A 17,058-nucleotide genomic window follows, 5' to 3' on the forward strand; every position below is an offset into this window, starting at 1 on the left:
GTCCTTAAGGTTTTACCGGGGTCGCCGGTACTGTCACGTGACTTTGAGCATCCAGCGCCATATTCAGCGTCAGTACGTTAACCACGGATTCACCGAAGAAATTGGGTACCGATTTTTGTACATTCTCATCAATAAGCTGTTTGACTTCAGACAACGGCATCTGGCGGATGCTGGCGATTCGTGGTGCCTGATAGTAAGCCGCCTCTAGTGAAATGCTAGGGTCCAGACCACTGCCTGAGGCAGTGACCAAGTCCACCGGCACTGGGCCGGATTGTGTTGGGTTGGCCAAATGCTGTAATTTAACGCGCTCACTGATAGCTTGATCCAGAGCCGGGTTACTGATCGCCAGATTACTGCCACCCGAGGCCATTGGATTATAAGGCATATCTGCCGTGACTGATGGGCGACCGCTAAAATAACCCGGTTGGGTAAAGTTCTGGCCCAGCAAGGTAGAGCCGACCACTTCATCACCTAACATGACCAATGAGCCATTAGCTTGCTGGGCAAACAGCAATTTCGCCAGCCCGGTGGTCAGCAGAGGATAAGCTATCCCAGTGATCAGTGTCAGTAATATCAGTAAAACCAATGCGGGCCGAAAGTTTGAAATCTTGTTGATGGATGGCATGTTGGTTGATGACATATTGATTGCCTCTTAATCGTGTTTATCTTGTTGTTAGCTCATCATCAGGGCGGTTAGCACCAGATCGATAAGTTTGATACCAACAAATGGCACCAGTAACCCGCCCAAACCATAAATCCATAAATTACGGCGCAGCAGGGCGGCGGCACTCATCGCCTTGTAACTGACTCCTTTTAAGGCCAATGGGATTAGAAACACAATCACCAGCGCGTTGAAAATAACCGCCGACAGAATGGCAGAAGCCGGTGAGTGTAACTGCATTACATTCAGGGCATTAAGCTGCGGGTAAGTCGCCGCAAAGGCGGCGGGAATAATGGCGAAATATTTCGCGACGTCATTGGCGATACTGAAAGTGGTCAGCGAGCCACGGGTCATCAGCATTTGCTTACCGATATGCACCACTTCAATCAGCTTGGTCGGGTTTGAGTCTAAATCCACCATGTTGCCCGCTTCTTTGGCCGCCTGAGTCCCCGAGTTCATGGCGACTGCTACGTCAGCCTGTGCCAGTGCGGGCGCATCGTTGGTGCCGTCACCGGTCATTGCCACTAACCGGCCTTCCGCCTGATACTGGCGAATCAGTGCTAATTTAGCTTCCGGCGTGGCCTCCGCCAGAAAATCATCGACCCCAGCTTCAGCCGCAATAGCCGCCGCAGTCAGGCGGTTATCACCGGTGATCATCACGGTTTTAATACCCATTTTGCGTAGTTCGGCAAAACGTTCTTTAATGCCGCCTTTCACAATATCTTTCAGTGCCACGACACCCAGCACCCGTGGCCCATCAGCCACCACTAAGGGTGTGCCACCGGTGCGCGCCACACTTTCCACTGCATCGTCGACAGCACGTGGGAAGTGGCCTTGGTTGGATTCCACATGACGGCGGATGGCATCGACTGCCCCTTTGCGGATCATCCGGTCCTGCACATTGACACCACTCATACGCGTTTGAGCCGAGAAGGGCACAAAAGTGGCATTTAGGCTGTGTAAGTCGCGCTCACGCAAGTTGAACCGCTGTTTAGCTAAAACGACAATGCTGCGGCCTTCGGGGGTTTCGTCGGCTAGCGAAGAGAGTTGCGCGGCATCTGCCAGTTGTTGCTCGGTAACACCGGGGGCGGGTAGGAACTCGGATGCCTGGCGGTTACCTAATGTGATGGTGCCGGTTTTATCCAACAGCAACACATCGACGTCACCGGCGGCTTCTACTGCCCGCCCGCTGGTGGCTATCACGTTGGCCCCCAACATCCGGCTCATTCCGGCGACACCAATGGCGGATAACAAGCCGCCAATCGTGGTGGGGATCAGGCAAACCAGTAGCGCAACCAACACGGTGATGGTGACCGGAGAGCCTGCGTGGTTGGCCTCAACACTGAAAACCGAAAATGGATACAGGGTGGCGGTTGCCAGTAAAAAGACGATGGTTAATGCCACCAGCAAAATGGTCAGTGCCACTTCATTGGGGGTTTTACGTCGTTTGGCTCCTTCAACCATGGCAATCATTCTGTCGAGGAATGTTTCTCCGGGGTTAACACTGCACTCAACTACCAGCCAGTCTGACAGCACGCGAGTACCGCCAGTCACGGAGGAGAAATCACCACCCGATTCGCGGATAACCGGTGCTGATTCACCGGTAATGGCGCTTTCATCCACTGATGCGCCGCCCTCCAGCACTTCACCATCGCAAGGGACGGTATCACCGGCTTCAATCAGCACCACATCACCTTTGCGCAGGCTATCGGCCGAGACTTTCTCCTGTGGTGCATCAAAGCGGGCTTCTGACAGTTTTTTGGCCCAACTGGTTTTTTTCACCCCACGCAGACTTTCAGCTTGCGCTTTGCTGCGCCCTTCGGCCAGTGCTTCAGCAAAGTTGGCAAACAGCACGGTAAACCATAGCCACAGGGCAATATTGCCAGTAAACAGGGCACTACCGGTGGTTTGCCCGCTTAAAATAGCCAGCCAAATCAGGGTGGTCAGCCAACTGCCCAGATACACCACGAACATCACTGGATTACGCCACTGGACGCGCGGGTCCAGTTTTTTGACTGCATCAAGCAGTGCAGTACGAACCAGTGCGGGTTCAAAAATTGCGCGTTGTTTGCGAGTCATCATTATTCTCTCAGCGTGTTAACCAAATTTGCAGATGTTCAGCGACCGGGCCTAAGGCCAGTGCAGGGATAAAGGTCAATGCGCCGACTAACAACACCGTGCCCACCAGCAAGCCGATAAACAGCGGGCCGGAGGTTGGCAATGTACCGTTACCCGCCGGTTGCCGTTTCTTCGCCACCAACGAACTGGCAATAGCCAGCACCGGCAGAATGACCCCGAATCGGCCCAAGAACATCGCCGCAGCCAGCAACAGGTTATAAAACGGCGTATTGACACTTAGACCAGCAAAGGCACTACCGTTATTATTGGCCGCCGAAGACAGGGCGTAGAGCACTTCGCTAAAACCATGCGCGCCGGGGTTTAGTATTCCTGCGCGGCCAACATCAGTACACAGCGCCAGTGCGGTACCTAGCAGCACGATGGTCGGTGTCACCAGAATGGCTAACGCGGTCATTTTCATATCAAAAACGTCGATTTTTTTACCCAGATATTCTGGGGTACGGCCAATCATCAGCCCGGCAATAAACACCGTCAGCAGCACAAATAGCAGCATGCCGTACAGACCGGAGCCGACACCGCCAAACACCACTTCACCCATCTGCATCAGCCACATGGGTACCATGCCGCCCAGGGCCGTGAAGGAGTCGTGCATGGCATTAACTGCCCCACAAGAGGCTGCTGTGGTGACCACGGCATACATGCTGGAGGCCAGAATGCCGAAACGGGACTCTTTACCTTCCATATTGATAGTGCTGTCGGCACCTAACTGGGTTAAATGCGGATTACCGGCCAGTTCGGCGTACATCACCACCACCACGGCCACCACAAAAATCAGTGACATTGCCCAGATAAGCACGTGACCTTGGCGGTTATCGCCCACCACCTGACCAAACGCAAAACACAGGGCGCAGGGGATCAGGAAAATAGCCAGCATTTGCACAAAGTTGCTAAATGCTGTCGGGTTTTCAAAAGGGTGGGCGGAGTTGGCACCAAAGAAGCCGCCGCCGTTTGTTCCCAGCATTTTGATGGCTTCCTGCGAAGCTACTGGCCCCATGGGTAAGGTCTGTTTTACTCCCTCTAATGTGGTGATATGCAGGTAGCCGTCCAGATTCTGTAGCACCCCCTGACTAACAAAAACCAGGGCGATAAGCAGTGCGATCGGCACTAAGACATATAAAGTGATGCGTACCAAATCAACCCAGGCATTGCCCAGAGTGGTGGCCGAATGACGGGAAAAAGCACGGATTAGCGCAAAGGCGACGGCGATACCGGTCGCGGCAGAGAGGAAGTTTTGTACTGTCAAACCGGCCATTTGGCTCAGATAACTGAGGGTGTTCTCGCCGCTATAGGCCTGCCAGTTGGTGTTGGTGACAAAACTGACGGCAGTATTCAGTGCCAGATGCCATGACATACCCGGCATCTTTTCCGGGTTCAATGGCAATGAACCTTGCGCCATGAGGAGCACGAACAGCAGTCCGGCCCCCAGTAAGTTAAAGCACAGAATGGCAAGGGCATATTGCCAGCCTGTCATTTCTTCATTTTTCACACCGCTGCAGCGCCATAAACCGGCTTCAATTTTTTGCAGTGGAGTGAAGGGCTCACCTTCAATAAGGCGCGCTAAAAAGCTCCCTAACGGGCGGGACAGCACCAACAACACCAGCATGAAGCTGGCGATAAGCAGAAATCCTGACGCTGCCATTTAAAAGTCCTCCGCATTAAACAAGGCATAAACCAGATAGCCCAGAAGCAGCAGAACCAGCAGCGCACCACCAATGATGCTGATACTCACGATACACCTCCACAGGTCTTATTTTTGATAACCCGGTTTTTGAAAGCCGCGTTTTATTAATCCAATTTTTGTTAACAACAGCTTAGGAAGTCGTAAGAAAAGTTCTTGATAAAAAAGCGGGTTGGGGTGTAAAAAAAGTATAAAAATGGTCAAAAAATGATCTGATAATGTGTGTAAATTAGTCACTGGCGGTGTGTATGATCATCGGGAGCTGGCAAAATTCGCTTTCTTTAATGCTGAATACATCCAGTTTTCTAATTCACAAATAGCACGCAACCGTGGTGCAACAAAAATTAGATGTAAATTAACCTTGTTGTAACAAAATTACAGATTTGACAGTTTTTTTCTGCATTTCGTGCCTTATAGTGGTCGGATGAGTGGTAAAGTTTCAATCAATACGGTAAAATTTTGTCCAGTTTCCAATTTTGTTTATTTTACTTTCAACGCCAAGCGGTGAGTCGGCTCACTGATTATCTGGGTCAGCCGTTACGCGGAGGCGTTTTAAAGGAGGGTTATTATGACTATGTACAATGCATATCCATTACATCAGGTTATCTTGCGCCGTAGCGCAGTGATCCTGGCCGGATTTTTGGCGCTGCCGATCATGCTTTTCCGCAAAGATCGCGCCCGTTTTTATAGCTATCTGCACCGTGTCTGGCTAAAAACCAGTGATAAACCGGTCTGGCTGGCACAATCTGAAATGGCACCGCAAGATTTCTATTGATTATTTTTAGGCAGTAATTTTATTAAAAAGATAGACAATGAAAAGGCCCACAGTGTGAATATTGTGGGCCTTTTTATTTGTGGTATTTATACTATATCTGCCGTAATTATTTATAGCATTAAGTATTGCTATGCAATACAAATAATTATCATCTTTATTATTAATAACATTAAAATTTATTTTTAATCTATTAAATCAGAATGTAGCCTGTGCTACTTTTTTTCCTCCAACAACGGCTAACGATTAATATAGCAATAACTGAGAGGTTCTATGGAAAGGTACGTACAAACAACATCATTGGTTAATTATAATAAAGGTGTTTTCTCCCTTTACTTTGTCAGCCAAGATCAACATAAAATGGCAAAAGGTATTACTGCCACGAGTGACGAAGAGCTTGAGCTAAAGCAAGTTATTCATATGCCAGCATCAGGATTCATGTACATGGTCTCTATGGTTGAAAATATGTTGGAAGATCCCAGAATGGAGCAAGAAATAAAAAGGCTTCTTGATTCAGGATTATTACCGTCGGTACCAGATTCAAACAGTAATATCGTCGAGGAAGTTGATGTAAAAAAATAACACAATAAGGCAATAGAGTGGATAACAAAAAAAACTCCACAATACTGTTATCATCTGAAATACAAAAGGCAAAGAATACATCAACACTAAGTCTGCGTCACGACCCCAAATTTAGCAAAATAGAGGCTGGGGTAGGTAATGACACCATTGAGTTAGGGGGCTACAAAAACCTATTTAGTGGTGGTGGTGATGATATTTTATTTAAAGATATTAATTGGCAAAATATCTGGTTCCAGCGCCATGGCAATGACCTTATTGTGCTGGTTGATCGCCGGATCGGAATAACGACTGAACAGAGTGAATTTGAGAGTATTGGCTCAGTGACTTTCTCAAATTATTTTGCGGGCGAGCGGGCAAATATAGTTGTGAGTATCGAGGGTTTAACGTCGAAGGTCACGCGGAAAGACGAAGCTCTGGACAGCCTGGTGGATATGATGAGCCAGCATGATATCACTGAGAGTGGTACTGACTTTATGCATCAGATAGATACTAACTTGCGTAATAATATCACTGCTGCATGGGGTAATGTTCTCGCTGCGTAAGATATTATTCTTTATTTAACCTCAGATATTGAGATAAAAATGCCGTCCAGATAATTGAACTGAACGGCATTTTTATTGGTATCTATTGCGCCTCGCAGCAATAAGGTTGTTATGATTAACCCCATGGTTTTTACATTTGGGGCCGGCTCATGTCGATAACAAATAAGCAAGTCAACAGTGCTGAGAGTCGCTATGCTTTACACGAACTTGATCAATTAATTGCCAGCGGCCTAACCCGTGGCAAGTTGATGGAGTTCCATAGTCGCTATAAACTCGTGCTCTTGGCGCATTCACAGCCTGAATATCGTGAGATTGGCCCTTTGGTGGCTGAGATGGATAAATGGCCTTCATTAACCGAGTTTGTGACTGAATATCGCCAACGTCTGGCACATTTGTTATCTCATCAACCTACAGCCGCTAACCACACCAATGTATTGATGCATGTGCAGGGTTATTTCCGGCCTTACCTCGCCTCTGAACAGCGCCAGGCCTTGGCACAACTGATTGAACAATATCGCCTAGGGGAAGTGCCATTAAGCGTACCTATTGCTCAAATAAGGGTTTATCTGGCTGAGTTTCCTAATGATTATCTGACCGGGCAACACTATTTCACTTTTTATTCAGACCAAGGATAAAACATGGCAACGCATCTGGTTTGGTTCCGTAATGATCTGCGCCTAACGGATAATTTGGCGCTGCATGCGGCTTGCCAAGACCCACAAGCAACGGTTATTGCCGTCTTTGTTGCTACGCCAACACAGTGGGCCACACATGATATGGCCCCACGGCAGGCGGCATTTTTGCTGCAAAACTTGCAACAGTTACAAACTGCGCTCGCGGCGCGGGCGATACCGCTGCACTATCATCAGTGTGATGATTTTCAGGGCTCGATTGATTGGTTGGATGATTTTTGCCAGCAACATCAAGTGAATGTGCTGTTTTATAATCAGCAATATGAGTTAAATGAACAGTTGCGCGATAACGCACTGGTCGCTCGCCTTAATGGCCGGGATATTGCCTGTAACTCTTTCCATGACAGTGTGTTATTGCCGCCGGGCAGTGTTCTGACGGGCAATAATGAAATGTATAAAGTTTTTACTCCGTTTCGCCGGGCATTCATTCAACGTCTGATAATGAGCGATTGTGGTAGCGTGCCAGCCCCCAAAGCCCGTAGTGCCTCAATGGAAATAGTGCCGCAGCCACTGACTCCATTTGATTATCCACAGCAACCTCTTGATAACGTGCTCTTTCCCGCGGGGGAAGAGGCTGCTCTTCAGCGGTTGCGAACCTTTTGCCGTGAACAAGTTCAGGACTACCAGCAACAGCGTGATTTTCCTGCTATCGCAGCCACCAGTTGCTTGTCACCTTATCTGGCACTGGGAATACTCTCGCCTCGTCAATGTGTGAATCGTCTGCGGGCAGAGTGTCCAGAGGTATTGGAAAATGCCGACGGCGGTGCCTTTATCTGGCTTAATGAACTGATCTGGCGTGAATTTTATCGCCATTTACTGGTAGCCTATCCACGGTTATGCCAGCATCGTCCCTTTATTGGCTGGACTGATGCGGTAGTATGGAATCACTCACAACAGCAATTAATCGCCTGGCAACAGGGGCAGACAGGTTATCCTATTGTTGACGCCGCAATGCGGCAACTGAATGAAACTGGTTGGATGCATAACCGGCTGCGCATGATCAGTGCCAGCTTTTTGGTCAAAGACTTGCTGATCGACTGGCGACAAGGCGAGCGTTATTTTATGTCGCAATTATTGGACGGTGATTTAGCCGCTAATAATGGGGGTTGGCAGTGGGCAGCATCAACCGGTACAGATGCCGCGCCCTATTTTCGTATTTTTAATCCCACCACGCAGGGAGAGCGCTTTGATAAAGATGGCGTGTTTATTCGCCGCTGGCTACCTGAGTTGGCTATGGTGCCAGACAGCGATATCCATCAGCCATGGAACTGGGCGCAGCGGCAACAGCAGCCATTGGATTACCCACTACCGCTGGTGGACCATAAAGCAGCCAGATTGGCTACACTCGCGGCATTTGACGCCGCTAAGCGGGATGGCAGCAAGGATCCCTAACCACAAGGAGCCTTCATGTTTTTGACTTATTCTTCGACTCAATCGGCATCAAGTGTCAGCAAGCTAAGCAGTAGCAAACGTCGTAGCAGGCTGCTTAATGCCGGGGTGGTTTTCTCTTTTAGTCTGTATAGCTCACTGGCAGCAGCCGGTTTTGAAGTGGTCGCTCTTGGTGTGGATGGCGGTGTCAGTGATGGCAATCTGACGTCTTATCTCATTCGCGATGACAGCCAGCCGCTGTATTTGGCACTGGATGCTGGCTCAGTACTACCGGGCATCGCCAAGGCGCTGGAAAAAGGCAACTTCCCTGAAATCACGGATGACATCGCTGCTCCCTTGACCCGGCAGGGATACATTTTTCGCCAGCGTATTAACAGCTATTTCATTAGTCATGCTCATCTTGACCATGTTTCAGGCCTGATCATTGGCTCTCCAGAAGATAGCAAAAAAACCCTTTATGCTTCGGTAGATACCATTGATGTGTTGCGAAACTACTATTTTAACTGGCGTGTCTGGCCCAATTTTACTGACAGTGGCAGTGGCACTCGATTAGGAACTTATCGGATGCAATTGGTGCGTCCGGCTCAGCCGCTGAGTATGGGGCTGACCCGCTTAACGGGCGAGATGTACCCGCTGAGCCATGATAAATCACCCTCTTCGATGCTGCTTATCAGCAGCAATAATGCCACTTTTGCCTATTTTGGTGATACCGGGCCGGATGAAATAGAAAAGTCGAAAAATCTGGATGTGGTGTGGCGTAAACTGGCTGAAAAGGTGAAACAGCAGCAACTAAAAGGGATGATTATTGAGGTTTCCTATCCCAATGATGCTCCGGACAGCAAGTTGTATGGTCATATGACACCAAAATGGTTGCTAAAAGAGCTGAAAAAACTCGCCGCTTATAGTGGAGAAGAGGAGCCATTAAAAGGTTTGCCGGTGGTGATTAGCCATATCAAACCGTCATTCCAGCAAGGGCAGGATGTGCGTAAAACCATTGCTGCTGAGCTAGCACAAGGTAATGATATGGGTATTAATTTTATCATTATGGAACAAGGTGATAGCCTGAGGTTTTAAAGCAATAGCACCTGAAACGATAGGTGAAATTTATATTTTTCACCGGTATAGATAACTAGCGAGACATAAAAAATGCGTAACACAGAACTGGAAACCCTTATCAACAATAAGCTGGATATCACGGCTTTTCAGGATTACGCACCCAATGGTTTGCAGGTTGAGGGGCGCGAAGAGGTTCGCCGTATCGTCACCGGTGTGACCGCCAGTCAGGCATTGCTGGATGCTGCTGTTGGGCAGCAGGCTGATGCTATTTTGGTGCATCACGGTTATTTCTGGAAAAACGAACCGGCAGTGGTGCGTGGGATGAAGCGTAACCGCCTGAAAACATTGCTCACCAATGATATCAATCTGTATGGCTATCATTTGCCGCTGGATGCCCATCCAGAGTTAGGCAATAACGCGCAGCTAGCAAAATTGCTTGATATCCGGGTGTTGGGGGAGATTGAAACTCTCTTGCCTTACGGTGAATTTGATACCCCGCTAAATGCTGTCATTTTACGTGAGCGGTTAGAAACGTTATTGGATCGTCAGGTGTTGCATTGTGGTGATCGCGCGCCAGCCAGTATCCGCCGTATTGCCTGGTGCAGCGGCGGTGGGCAAGGCTATATTCAGCAAGCCGCTGAATTTGGTGTCGATGCATTCATAACGGGTGAAGTTTCTGAGCAGACAATTCATATCGCTCGCGAGATGGGTGTGAATTTTTATGCCGCAGGGCATCATGCAACTGAGCGCTATGGCATCAAAGCGCTTGGTGAATGGCTAGCAGCTCAACATCAACTTGAGGTTATCTTTATTGATATCCCTAACCCAGCTTGAGCCTGAGTTAGTTAAATTTGGCACCGATGAGGAGTATCATCGGTGCCAAATTTAACATCTAGTCCGCAGTCCCAGTATGAAAAAATTTAACCTCACTACAAACAAGGCTTTATCCGCCATAAGGCTGTTTAAAACAATCATCTAGTCATAGTTGAATGATAAAACTGCAATTTTTAAGAATATTTCCCCGTTGAACTCTGATTTTAAATAAGAAAAAAATCGCTTCACACCCTCTATCATCATTAAAAAACCATAAAAATAAGCATTTATAGTGATTAATATCGCCATCATGTTCATGGCTAGTGATTGCTCGCAATTATTGGTTGATTCGCTTCTATTGACAGCGGCTAGGTGCTAACGCATAAATATGTACTTATGGCTGTTATTTATCTAAAAACAAAAACTATAAATTAATCAGGGAGACGGGAGTGCAACGAGCACGATGCTATTTACTGGGAGAGAGTGCGGTGGTTCTGGAGCTGGAACCGCCGGTAACATTAGCAAGTCAGCAGCGGATTTGGGGTTTGGCTGATCGCCTGATTCATCACCCTGATATTATTGAAGCGATCCCTGGCATGAATAATCTGACTTTATTGCTGACCGATCCACAAAATACCGCGTTGGATGCGATTGAGCGCCTGCAACGTTGGTGGGAAGAGAGTGAGTCATTAGTGCCTGAGTCGCGTGATATCACCATTCCAGTGATTTATGGCGGTGAAAGCGGCCCTGATCTGGCTGAAGTGGCGCGCCATACCGGTATGACCGAGCGGCAGGTGGTTGAGTGCCATGCAGGGGCGAGTTATATCGTCTATTTCCTGGGTTTCCAGCCAGGTTTCTCCTATTTGGGCGGTATGCCTGAGCAGTTGTCCACCCCACGACGCGCCGAGCCACGTCTGGTGGTTCCGCTAGGTTCTGTTGGTATCGGTGGCAGCCAAACGGGGATCTATCCACTGGTAACGCCTGGTGGCTGGCAGTTAATTGGTCGCACATCATTGGCACTGTTTAACCCATTAGAGATGCCGCCAACCTTGCTGCGGCCGGGTGACAATGTGCGCTTCCTGCCTTTAAAGGAGGGCGTATGTTGAATATTATTCGTTCAGGTATTTATACCACAGTGCAAGATAGCGGCCGTGGCGGTTTTCGTCGTTTGGGTATCAGTCAGGGCGGGGCATTGGATTTACCTGCGCTGATGATGGCGAACATGCTGGTCGGGAATGATGCAGGGGCTGCTGGGCTGGAGATTACTCTTGGCCAATTTACCGCTGAATTTACCCAGCCGGGCTGGATAGCATTAACTGGCGCGGGTTGCGATGCGCGGCTTGAGGGCCAACTGCTGTGGACGGGATGGCGTTATCCGGTCAAGCCCGGACAACAGTTAAAACTCAGTGTACCAGTGCGTGGCATGCGCAGTTATCTGGCGATTTCTGGTGGTATTGATGTACCGGAAATGCTCGGCTCGCGCAGCACAGACCTGAAAGCGGGCTTTGGTGGTTATCAGGGGCGGTTAATTAAAGAGGGCGACAGCCTGCCGCTCGGCAAGCCAACCCGTTTGCCACGTGAATCCGTCGGTATAAAACAGTTGTTATTCGGTAATCGTGTACGAGCGGTTCCGGGGCCGGAATATCATGAATTTGACGATATTGCGCAGGGCGCGTTCTGGCGTGAAGCTTGGCAACTCAGCCCGCAAAGTAACCGGATGGGGTATCGGCTAACGGGGCGCGAGTTAATGCGCACCACTTCCCGCGAGATGTTATCCCACGGTTTATTACCCGGTGTGGTGCAAGTCCCTCATAACGGTCAGCCGATTGTATTGATGGCAGATGCGCAAACCACTGGCGGTTATCCGCGCATTGCTTGTGTTATCGAAGCCGACCTCTACCACCTAGCGCAACTTCGGCTCGGTGAGCCGGTGCACTTTGTCCCATGTACCTTGGAAGAAGCGCTGCGCGCCAAGTCCGAACAGCAACATTTCTTGCAACAAATCGAGTGGGGCTTACAGCAAGGTTTCGATGCCACGGAGGCCAAATGAAAGTGGATTTAAATGCGGATTTAGGCGAAGGCTGTGCCAATGATCAGGCTCTGCTGCAATTGGTCAGTTCTGCCAATATTGCCTGTGGTTTCCATGCCGGTGATGCACAAACTATGCGCCAGTCGGTGCGCTGGGCTATCGAATATGGGGTGGCTATTGGCGCACACCCGAGTTTCCCGGATCGCGAGAATTTCGGGCGCACAGCAATGCAGCTACCACCAGAAACTGTCTATGCCCAAGTGGTTTATCAGCTTGGTGCTCTTGCCGCCATGGTGAAAGCGGAAGGGGGCGTGATGCAGCATGTGAAGCCCCACGGCATGTTGTACAACCAGGCCGCCGTGGATCCGCTGTTGGCTAATGCTATTGCTCAGGCCGTCAAGGCAGTAGACCCGGCATTACGGTTGGTCGGATTGGCCGGGAGCGAATTGATCCGTGCCGGTGAGCGCGCGGGGCTAGTCACTCGTCAGGAAGTCTTTGCCGATCGTCGCTATCAATCTGATGGCACTTTAGTGCCGCGCAGCCAGCCGGATGCCTTAATTGAAAGTGACGAACTGGCTTTGTCACAAACCCTGGCAATGGTGCAGCGCCGTCAGGTTCAGGCCCGTGATGGTCACTGGGTGCCGGTGCAGGCGGATACTGTCTGCATACATGGTGATGGTGTTCATGCATTGAATTTTGCCCGCCGTTTACGAGAGAGTTTTCAGCAACACAACATCGACGTTACCGCACAATAATTAACCGCTTTGGGGCATTAAAAACATAACCGCCAAGCCCCGGTGGAATCATATTTTTATGACAGGAGAGTCACCTTGGAACAAACGGTAAACCTATGGCCGCTGATTGGTATCGCGGCAATTGTCATTGGATTTTTACTGCGTATAAACGCCGTCTTGGTCGTCATTACCGCCGGGATTATTACCGGTCTGGCCGCATTGATGCCGATAGCGACTATTTTGGAAAAACTGGGTGAAGGGTTTCTTAACACCCGCAACCTGCCATTGATTCTGTTACTGCCATTGGCCGTTATCGGGCTACTTGAGCGCCACGGCTTGAAAGAGCGGGCGCAGGCGTGGATTTCGCAGATTAAAAGTGCCACTTCTGGCCGCTTACTGATTGTGTATTTGTTCGTACGTGAGGCCACGGCAGCACTGGGTTTAACCAGTCTTGGGGGGCATGCTCAGATGGTGCGTCCGCTATTGGCCCCAATGGCTGAAGGTGCGGCAACCACTCGGTATGGCGAATTGCCAGAGAAGGTGCGCTATCGTCTACGGGCGATGTCTGCCGCCACAGATAACGTTGGCTTATTCTTCGGTGAAGATATTTTTGTCGCCTTTGGCGCCATTATCTTTATGCACAACTTTATGTTGGAGTCCGGTGGGATTCAGACCGAGCCACTACACATTGCATTGTGGGGCATCCCGACCGCAATTTGTGCTTTCCTGATCCATTCTTACCGCTTACAACGTTTAGATAAACAACTCGCCGCTGAATTAACTGCGCTGAGTCAGTCTGCTTTGGCCACCAAAGGAGACGTCAAATGATTTTCCAACAGCAATATTTATATTGGTTGGCGGGGGTTGTATTACTGATTGTGGCGGCAATGTCATTTCGTGATAAAGCCAACCCGCGCCGTATCACCACCGGCCTATTTTGGGGGCTGTACGGGCTGATTTTTTTGGTGGGTGATTGGACCTACCGTCTGGCTAGTACCCTAGGGGGAGAAGGGCCAGATGAAAAACGCATTCTGAATATCACGGTCGGTGTGGTGGTGGTCATCATGGCACTGATAGCCGGTTTTGGTGGTGTAAAGCTGGGCAGCTATCATCAGCGTACTGCGCAAGAACGCGAAGTGAGTGCTAAACGATTGGGTAATAAGCTGTTTATCCCTGCGCTGACAATTCCAATTGTGACTGTTATCGGTGTGCTGCTGTTTAGTTATATCCCAGCACTGGACCAGTGGCTGTTTGGTTCAGGTAACCACTCAACTTTAGTGACCTTATTCTCCATGACTGTCGGCTGTGTACTCGGCCTGCTGATTGCGGTGGTGATGACCCGCGAGACTGCCGCACAACCGGTACAGGAAGCTCGGCGTTTGCTGGACTCCATTGGCTGGGCATTTATTTTGCCGCAGATTCTGGCAACACTCGGTCTGCTGTTTACCACCGCCGGAGTTGGGACGGCGATTGCCCACTTAACTCAGGAATATCTGGCGGTAGATCATCGCTTTATTGCGGTGGCGGTCTATGCTATTGGCATGGCGCTGCTGACGATGATCATGGGGAATGCGTTTGCCGCTTTCCCTATTGTGACGGCAGGTATCGGCATTCCAATCTTGGTATTGCAGCATGGGGGTAACCCCGCAGTGATGGCCGCTATCGGGATGTTCTCAGGTTATTGCGGCACCTTAATGACGCCTATGGCTGCCAACTTTAACATCGTTCCTGCCGCACTATTGGAGCTACCGGATAAAAATGCGGTGATCAAAGCACAGATCCCAACCGGGATTACTCTATTGATTGTTAACGTATTTTTGCTGTATTTCCTGATGTTTCTCTAGGAGGGATGATGAGAAGTGTATTAATTACCGGGTTTGAGCCATTTGGTGGTGAGCGGGTGAATCCCTCTTGGGAAGTGGTCAAGCAACTGAATGATTTAATGATGGGAGGTGTCAGAGTGGTGGCCCGTCAATTGCCCTGCGCTTTTGGTGAAGCCCTGACTGCACTGAATGCTGCGATAGATGATATTCAGCCGGTGTTAGTGTTAGCCATTGGTCAAGCTGGTGGGCGTGCCGATATCACCATCGAGCGGGTTGCCATTAATATTGATGATGCCCGAATTCCAGATAATTTGGGTCATCAACCTGTCGACCAACCTATCGTCGAGGAAGGTCCGGCGGCCTATTTTACCCGCTTGCCTATCAAGGCGATGGTACAAGGGATTCGTGATGCAGGAATTCCGGCCTCGATTTCCCAGACTGCCGGAACTTATGTCTGCAACCATGTGATGTATGGCTTATTGCACCGCTTAAATTCATCTAATAGTGATGTTAAGGGCGGATTTATCCATATTCCTTACTTACCTGAACAGGCCGTCGATCACCCCGGCGCACCCAGTATGTCGACACAATCGGTGTTGATAGCCTTGGAATTGGCAATCTCTATTGCCTTGCAAATTGAGCACGATCTGCATATTCCCGGCGGCGCAATTCACTGATTTAGTCATAAAAAACGCCACCGGAAGGTGGCGTTTTACGCAATATTAGAAAAATAAAAAAACTTATTTTTTCAACTGACTTTTAAATTCGCGCTCTGCATAACCGGTATAAAGCTGACGCGGACGAGCAATTTTGATGCCCTCGTCGTGCATTTCATTCCAGTGAGCAATCCAGCCGATAGTTCGCGCAATTGCAAAGATAACGGTAAACATTGAAGACGGAATACCCAATGCTTTCAGGATAATGCCTGAATAGAAGTCAACGTTTGGATACAATTTACGCTCGATGAAGTACGGGTCGTTCAGCGCAATATGCTCCAACTCCATCGCCACTTTCAGCAGATCGTCTTCCAGTTTTAACTCTTTCAACACTTCATGGCAGGTTTCACGCATCACAGTGGCGCGCGGGTCGTGGTTTTTATACACACGATGACCAAAGCCCATCAGGCGGAATGAGTCATTTTTATCCTTCGCACGGCGGATAAATTCTGGAATATGCTCAACGGTTTTAATCTCTTCCAGCATCTTCAGGCAGGCTTCGTTCGCGCCGCCGTGAGCCGGTCCCCACAGGGAGGCAATCCCGGCAGCAATACAGGCAAACGGGTTAGCGCCAGAAGAACCCGCAGTACGAACTGTCGAGGTTGAGGCGTTTTGCTCGTGGTCGGCGTGCAGGATGAAAATACGATCCATCGCGCGTTCCAACACTGGGTTCACTTCATATTCTTCACACGGTGTTGAGAACATCATGCGCAGGAAGTTACCGGCATAAGATAGGTCGTTACGCGGATAAACAAACGGTTGGCCGATTGAATATTTGTAACACATCGCGGCAACGGTTGGCATTTTGGACAGCAGACGGAAGGCGGTGATTTCACGATGGCGCTCGTTATTCACATCCAGTGCATCATGATAGAAGGCGGCCAGTGCACCCGTCACCCCGCATAATACTGCCATTGGGTGTGAGTCACGGCGGAACCCGCGGAACAGACTGGTGATCTGCTCGTGGATCATGGTGTGGCGGGTCACTGTTGCTTTGAAGGTTTCATACTCTTCAGGGGTTGGTGCTTCGCCGTACAGCAGGATGTAGCAAACTTCCAAATAGGTGGAATTGTTAGCTAACTGGGCAATCGGGAAGCCACGGTGCAACAGAATACCTTCATCACCATCGATATAAGTGATTTTTGATTCGCAGGATGCGGTAGAAGTAAAGCCTGGGTCAAAGGTAAAATAACCTTTCGAACCTAAGGTGCGGACGTCGATAACGTCAGTGCCGATGGTTGGGGATAGCACGCCCAGTTCGATCGCAGCTTCGCCTTCTAGATTCAGCGTCGCTTTCTTGTTAGCCATTTACAGTCTCCTTAGCGCTTATTTTAAAATCTCTAACAACTGAAATATCTTAGATGTCCGCAAGGCCATCACCTCATCAGCACTGCTCTGTTTTATTCACCATTAAACAGGTGATTTAGGGTAC

18 protein-coding genes are annotated in these 17,058 nt (G+C 49.4%); 13 read left to right on the forward strand and 5 right to left on the reverse strand.

Annotated elements, in window-relative coordinates; translation table 11 throughout:
* Positions 1 to 4: 4 nt before the first annotated feature.
* From kdpC to DJ58_RS0122015, 4 genes are read right to left on the reverse strand one after another with little or no spacing between them, the layout of a single operon-like run.
* The gene (kdpC, locus tag DJ58_RS02825; protein ID WP_004712259.1) at positions 5 to 640 is read right to left on the reverse strand and encodes a potassium-transporting ATPase subunit KdpC; all 636 of its coding nucleotides are present in this window, start codon (positions 638 to 640) and stop codon (positions 5 to 7) included.
* A 33-nt stretch (positions 641 to 673) separates the two neighbouring features.
* The gene (kdpB, locus tag DJ58_RS02820; RefSeq protein WP_032911946.1) at positions 674 to 2,740 is read right to left on the reverse strand and encodes a potassium-transporting ATPase subunit KdpB; all 2,067 of its coding nucleotides are present in this window, start codon (positions 2,738 to 2,740) and stop codon (positions 674 to 676) included.
* Between the two features lie 10 nt (positions 2,741 to 2,750).
* On the reverse strand, positions 2,751 to 4,439 hold the full coding sequence (gene kdpA / locus DJ58_RS02815; protein WP_004712262.1) for a potassium-transporting ATPase subunit KdpA: 1,689 nt from the start codon (positions 4,437 to 4,439) through the stop codon (positions 2,751 to 2,753).
* Positions 4,440 to 4,529 (reverse strand): K(+)-transporting ATPase subunit F, encoded by a 90-nt coding sequence (locus DJ58_RS0122015; protein WP_032911927.1) that lies wholly within the window; start codon positions 4,527 to 4,529, stop codon positions 4,440 to 4,442.
* 517 nt (positions 4,530 to 5,046) lie between these two features.
* On the opposite strand from DJ58_RS0122015, the gene DJ58_RS02810 reads away from it, so the two are divergent.
* The 13 genes from DJ58_RS02810 to pcp all read left to right on the forward strand — a co-directional run bounded on the left by DJ58_RS02810 (position 5,047) and on the right by pcp (position 15,587).
* Positions 5,047 to 5,253, forward strand: coding sequence for a YbfA family protein (locus DJ58_RS02810; RefSeq protein ID WP_032911928.1), 207 nt, complete (start codon positions 5,047 to 5,049; stop codon positions 5,251 to 5,253).
* A gap of 270 nt (positions 5,254 to 5,523) precedes the next feature.
* Positions 5,524 to 5,832 carry a hypothetical protein gene (locus DJ58_RS02805; RefSeq protein WP_032911929.1) on the forward strand — a complete coding sequence of 103 codons (309 nt, stop codon included), beginning with the start codon at positions 5,524 to 5,526 and terminating at the stop codon, positions 5,830 to 5,832.
* A 17-nt stretch (positions 5,833 to 5,849) separates the two neighbouring features.
* A complete protein-coding gene (locus DJ58_RS02800; protein WP_004712266.1) occupies positions 5,850 to 6,374 on the forward strand; it encodes a hypothetical protein in 525 nt (174 codons plus the stop codon).
* Between the two features lie 149 nt (positions 6,375 to 6,523).
* Positions 6,524 to 7,009 (forward strand): YbgA family protein, encoded by a 486-nt coding sequence (locus DJ58_RS02795; protein ID WP_004712268.1) that lies wholly within the window; start codon positions 6,524 to 6,526, stop codon positions 7,007 to 7,009.
* A gap of 3 nt (positions 7,010 to 7,012) precedes the next feature.
* Positions 7,013 to 8,458 carry a deoxyribodipyrimidine photo-lyase gene (gene phrB, locus DJ58_RS02790; protein ID WP_004712269.1) on the forward strand — a complete coding sequence of 482 codons (1,446 nt, stop codon included), beginning with the start codon at positions 7,013 to 7,015 and terminating at the stop codon, positions 8,456 to 8,458.
* A gap of 15 nt (positions 8,459 to 8,473) precedes the next feature.
* On the forward strand, positions 8,474 to 9,529 hold the full coding sequence (locus DJ58_RS02785) for an MBL fold metallo-hydrolase (RefSeq protein WP_004712270.1): 1,056 nt from the start codon (positions 8,474 to 8,476) through the stop codon (positions 9,527 to 9,529).
* 72 nt (positions 9,530 to 9,601) lie between these two features.
* Positions 9,602 to 10,345: a type 2 GTP cyclohydrolase I gene (locus tag DJ58_RS02780; RefSeq protein WP_004712271.1), complete on the forward strand. Its 744-nt coding sequence runs from the start codon at positions 9,602 to 9,604 to the stop codon at positions 10,343 to 10,345.
* A 428-nt stretch (positions 10,346 to 10,773) separates the two neighbouring features.
* Positions 10,774 to 11,430: a 5-oxoprolinase subunit PxpB gene (gene pxpB, locus DJ58_RS02775; protein ID WP_004712273.1), complete on the forward strand. Its 657-nt coding sequence runs from the start codon at positions 10,774 to 10,776 to the stop codon at positions 11,428 to 11,430.
* Positions 11,424 to 12,374, forward strand: coding sequence for a 5-oxoprolinase subunit PxpC (pxpC, locus tag DJ58_RS02770; RefSeq protein ID WP_032911931.1), 951 nt, complete (start codon positions 11,424 to 11,426; stop codon positions 12,372 to 12,374). The genes pxpB and pxpC overlap by 7 nt, the downstream gene beginning before the upstream one ends.
* Positions 12,371 to 13,108: a 5-oxoprolinase subunit PxpA gene (gene pxpA, locus DJ58_RS02765; RefSeq protein ID WP_032911933.1), complete on the forward strand. Its 738-nt coding sequence runs from the start codon at positions 12,371 to 12,373 to the stop codon at positions 13,106 to 13,108. The genes pxpC and pxpA overlap by 4 nt, the downstream gene beginning before the upstream one ends.
* 75 nt (positions 13,109 to 13,183) lie before the next feature.
* Positions 13,184 to 13,915, forward strand: coding sequence for a DUF969 domain-containing protein (locus tag DJ58_RS02760; protein WP_004712276.1), 732 nt, complete (start codon positions 13,184 to 13,186; stop codon positions 13,913 to 13,915).
* On the forward strand, positions 13,912 to 14,931 hold the full coding sequence (locus DJ58_RS02755) for a DUF979 domain-containing protein (protein WP_032911935.1): 1,020 nt from the start codon (positions 13,912 to 13,914) through the stop codon (positions 14,929 to 14,931). Before DJ58_RS02760 ends, DJ58_RS02755 begins: the two co-directional genes overlap by 4 nt.
* 8 nt (positions 14,932 to 14,939) lie before the next feature.
* Positions 14,940 to 15,587 carry a pyroglutamyl-peptidase I gene (gene pcp, locus DJ58_RS02750; protein ID WP_032911937.1) on the forward strand — a complete coding sequence of 216 codons (648 nt, stop codon included), beginning with the start codon at positions 14,940 to 14,942 and terminating at the stop codon, positions 15,585 to 15,587.
* Positions 15,588 to 15,650: 63 nt separating this feature from the next.
* Here the strand turns inward: pcp and DJ58_RS02745 are convergent, their stop codons facing one another.
* Positions 15,651 to 16,934, reverse strand: coding sequence for a citrate synthase (locus DJ58_RS02745; protein WP_004712279.1), 1,284 nt, complete (start codon positions 16,932 to 16,934; stop codon positions 15,651 to 15,653).
* Between the last annotated feature and the right edge of the window lie 124 nt (positions 16,935 to 17,058).

Source organism: Yersinia frederiksenii ATCC 33641, from assembly GCF_000754805.1.
GTDB classification, from domain to species: domain Bacteria; phylum Pseudomonadota; class Gammaproteobacteria; order Enterobacterales; family Enterobacteriaceae; genus Yersinia; species Yersinia frederiksenii.

What these genes read in the sequence shown, in the direction of transcription:
- DJ58_RS02805 (WP_032911929.1), top strand. Translation starts at nt 5,524, where the DNA reads ATGGAAAGGTACGTACAAACAACATCATTGGTTAATTATAATAAAGGT.
- DJ58_RS02780 (WP_004712271.1), top strand. Translation starts at nt 9,602, where the DNA reads ATGCGTAACACAGAACTGGAAACCCTTATCAACAATAAGCTGGATATC.
- pxpA (WP_032911933.1), top strand. Translation starts at nt 12,371, where the DNA reads ATGAAAGTGGATTTAAATGCGGATTTAGGCGAAGGCTGTGCCAATGAT.
- phrB (WP_004712269.1), top strand. Translation starts at nt 7,013, where the DNA reads ATGGCAACGCATCTGGTTTGGTTCCGTAATGATCTGCGCCTAACGGAT.
- kdpA (WP_004712262.1), bottom strand. Translation starts at nt 4,439, where the DNA reads ATGGCAGCGTCAGGATTTCTGCTTATCGCCAGCTTCATGCTGGTGTTG.
- DJ58_RS02810 (WP_032911928.1), top strand. Translation starts at nt 5,047, where the DNA reads ATGACTATGTACAATGCATATCCATTACATCAGGTTATCTTGCGCCGT.
- pcp (WP_032911937.1), top strand. Translation starts at nt 14,940, where the DNA reads ATGAGAAGTGTATTAATTACCGGGTTTGAGCCATTTGGTGGTGAGCGG.
- DJ58_RS02755 (WP_032911935.1), top strand. Translation starts at nt 13,912, where the DNA reads ATGATTTTCCAACAGCAATATTTATATTGGTTGGCGGGGGTTGTATTA.
- pxpC (WP_032911931.1), top strand. Translation starts at nt 11,424, where the DNA reads ATGTTGAATATTATTCGTTCAGGTATTTATACCACAGTGCAAGATAGC.
- DJ58_RS02745 (WP_004712279.1), bottom strand. Translation starts at nt 16,934, where the DNA reads ATGGCTAACAAGAAAGCGACGCTGAATCTAGAAGGCGAAGCTGCGATC.
- DJ58_RS02785 (WP_004712270.1), top strand. Translation starts at nt 8,474, where the DNA reads ATGTTTTTGACTTATTCTTCGACTCAATCGGCATCAAGTGTCAGCAAG.
- kdpB (WP_032911946.1), bottom strand. Translation starts at nt 2,740, where the DNA reads ATGACTCGCAAACAACGCGCAATTTTTGAACCCGCACTGGTTCGTACT.
- kdpC (WP_004712259.1), bottom strand. Translation starts at nt 640, where the DNA reads ATGTCATCAACCAACATGCCATCCATCAACAAGATTTCAAACTTTCGG.
- DJ58_RS02795 (WP_004712268.1), top strand. Translation starts at nt 6,524, where the DNA reads ATGTCGATAACAAATAAGCAAGTCAACAGTGCTGAGAGTCGCTATGCT.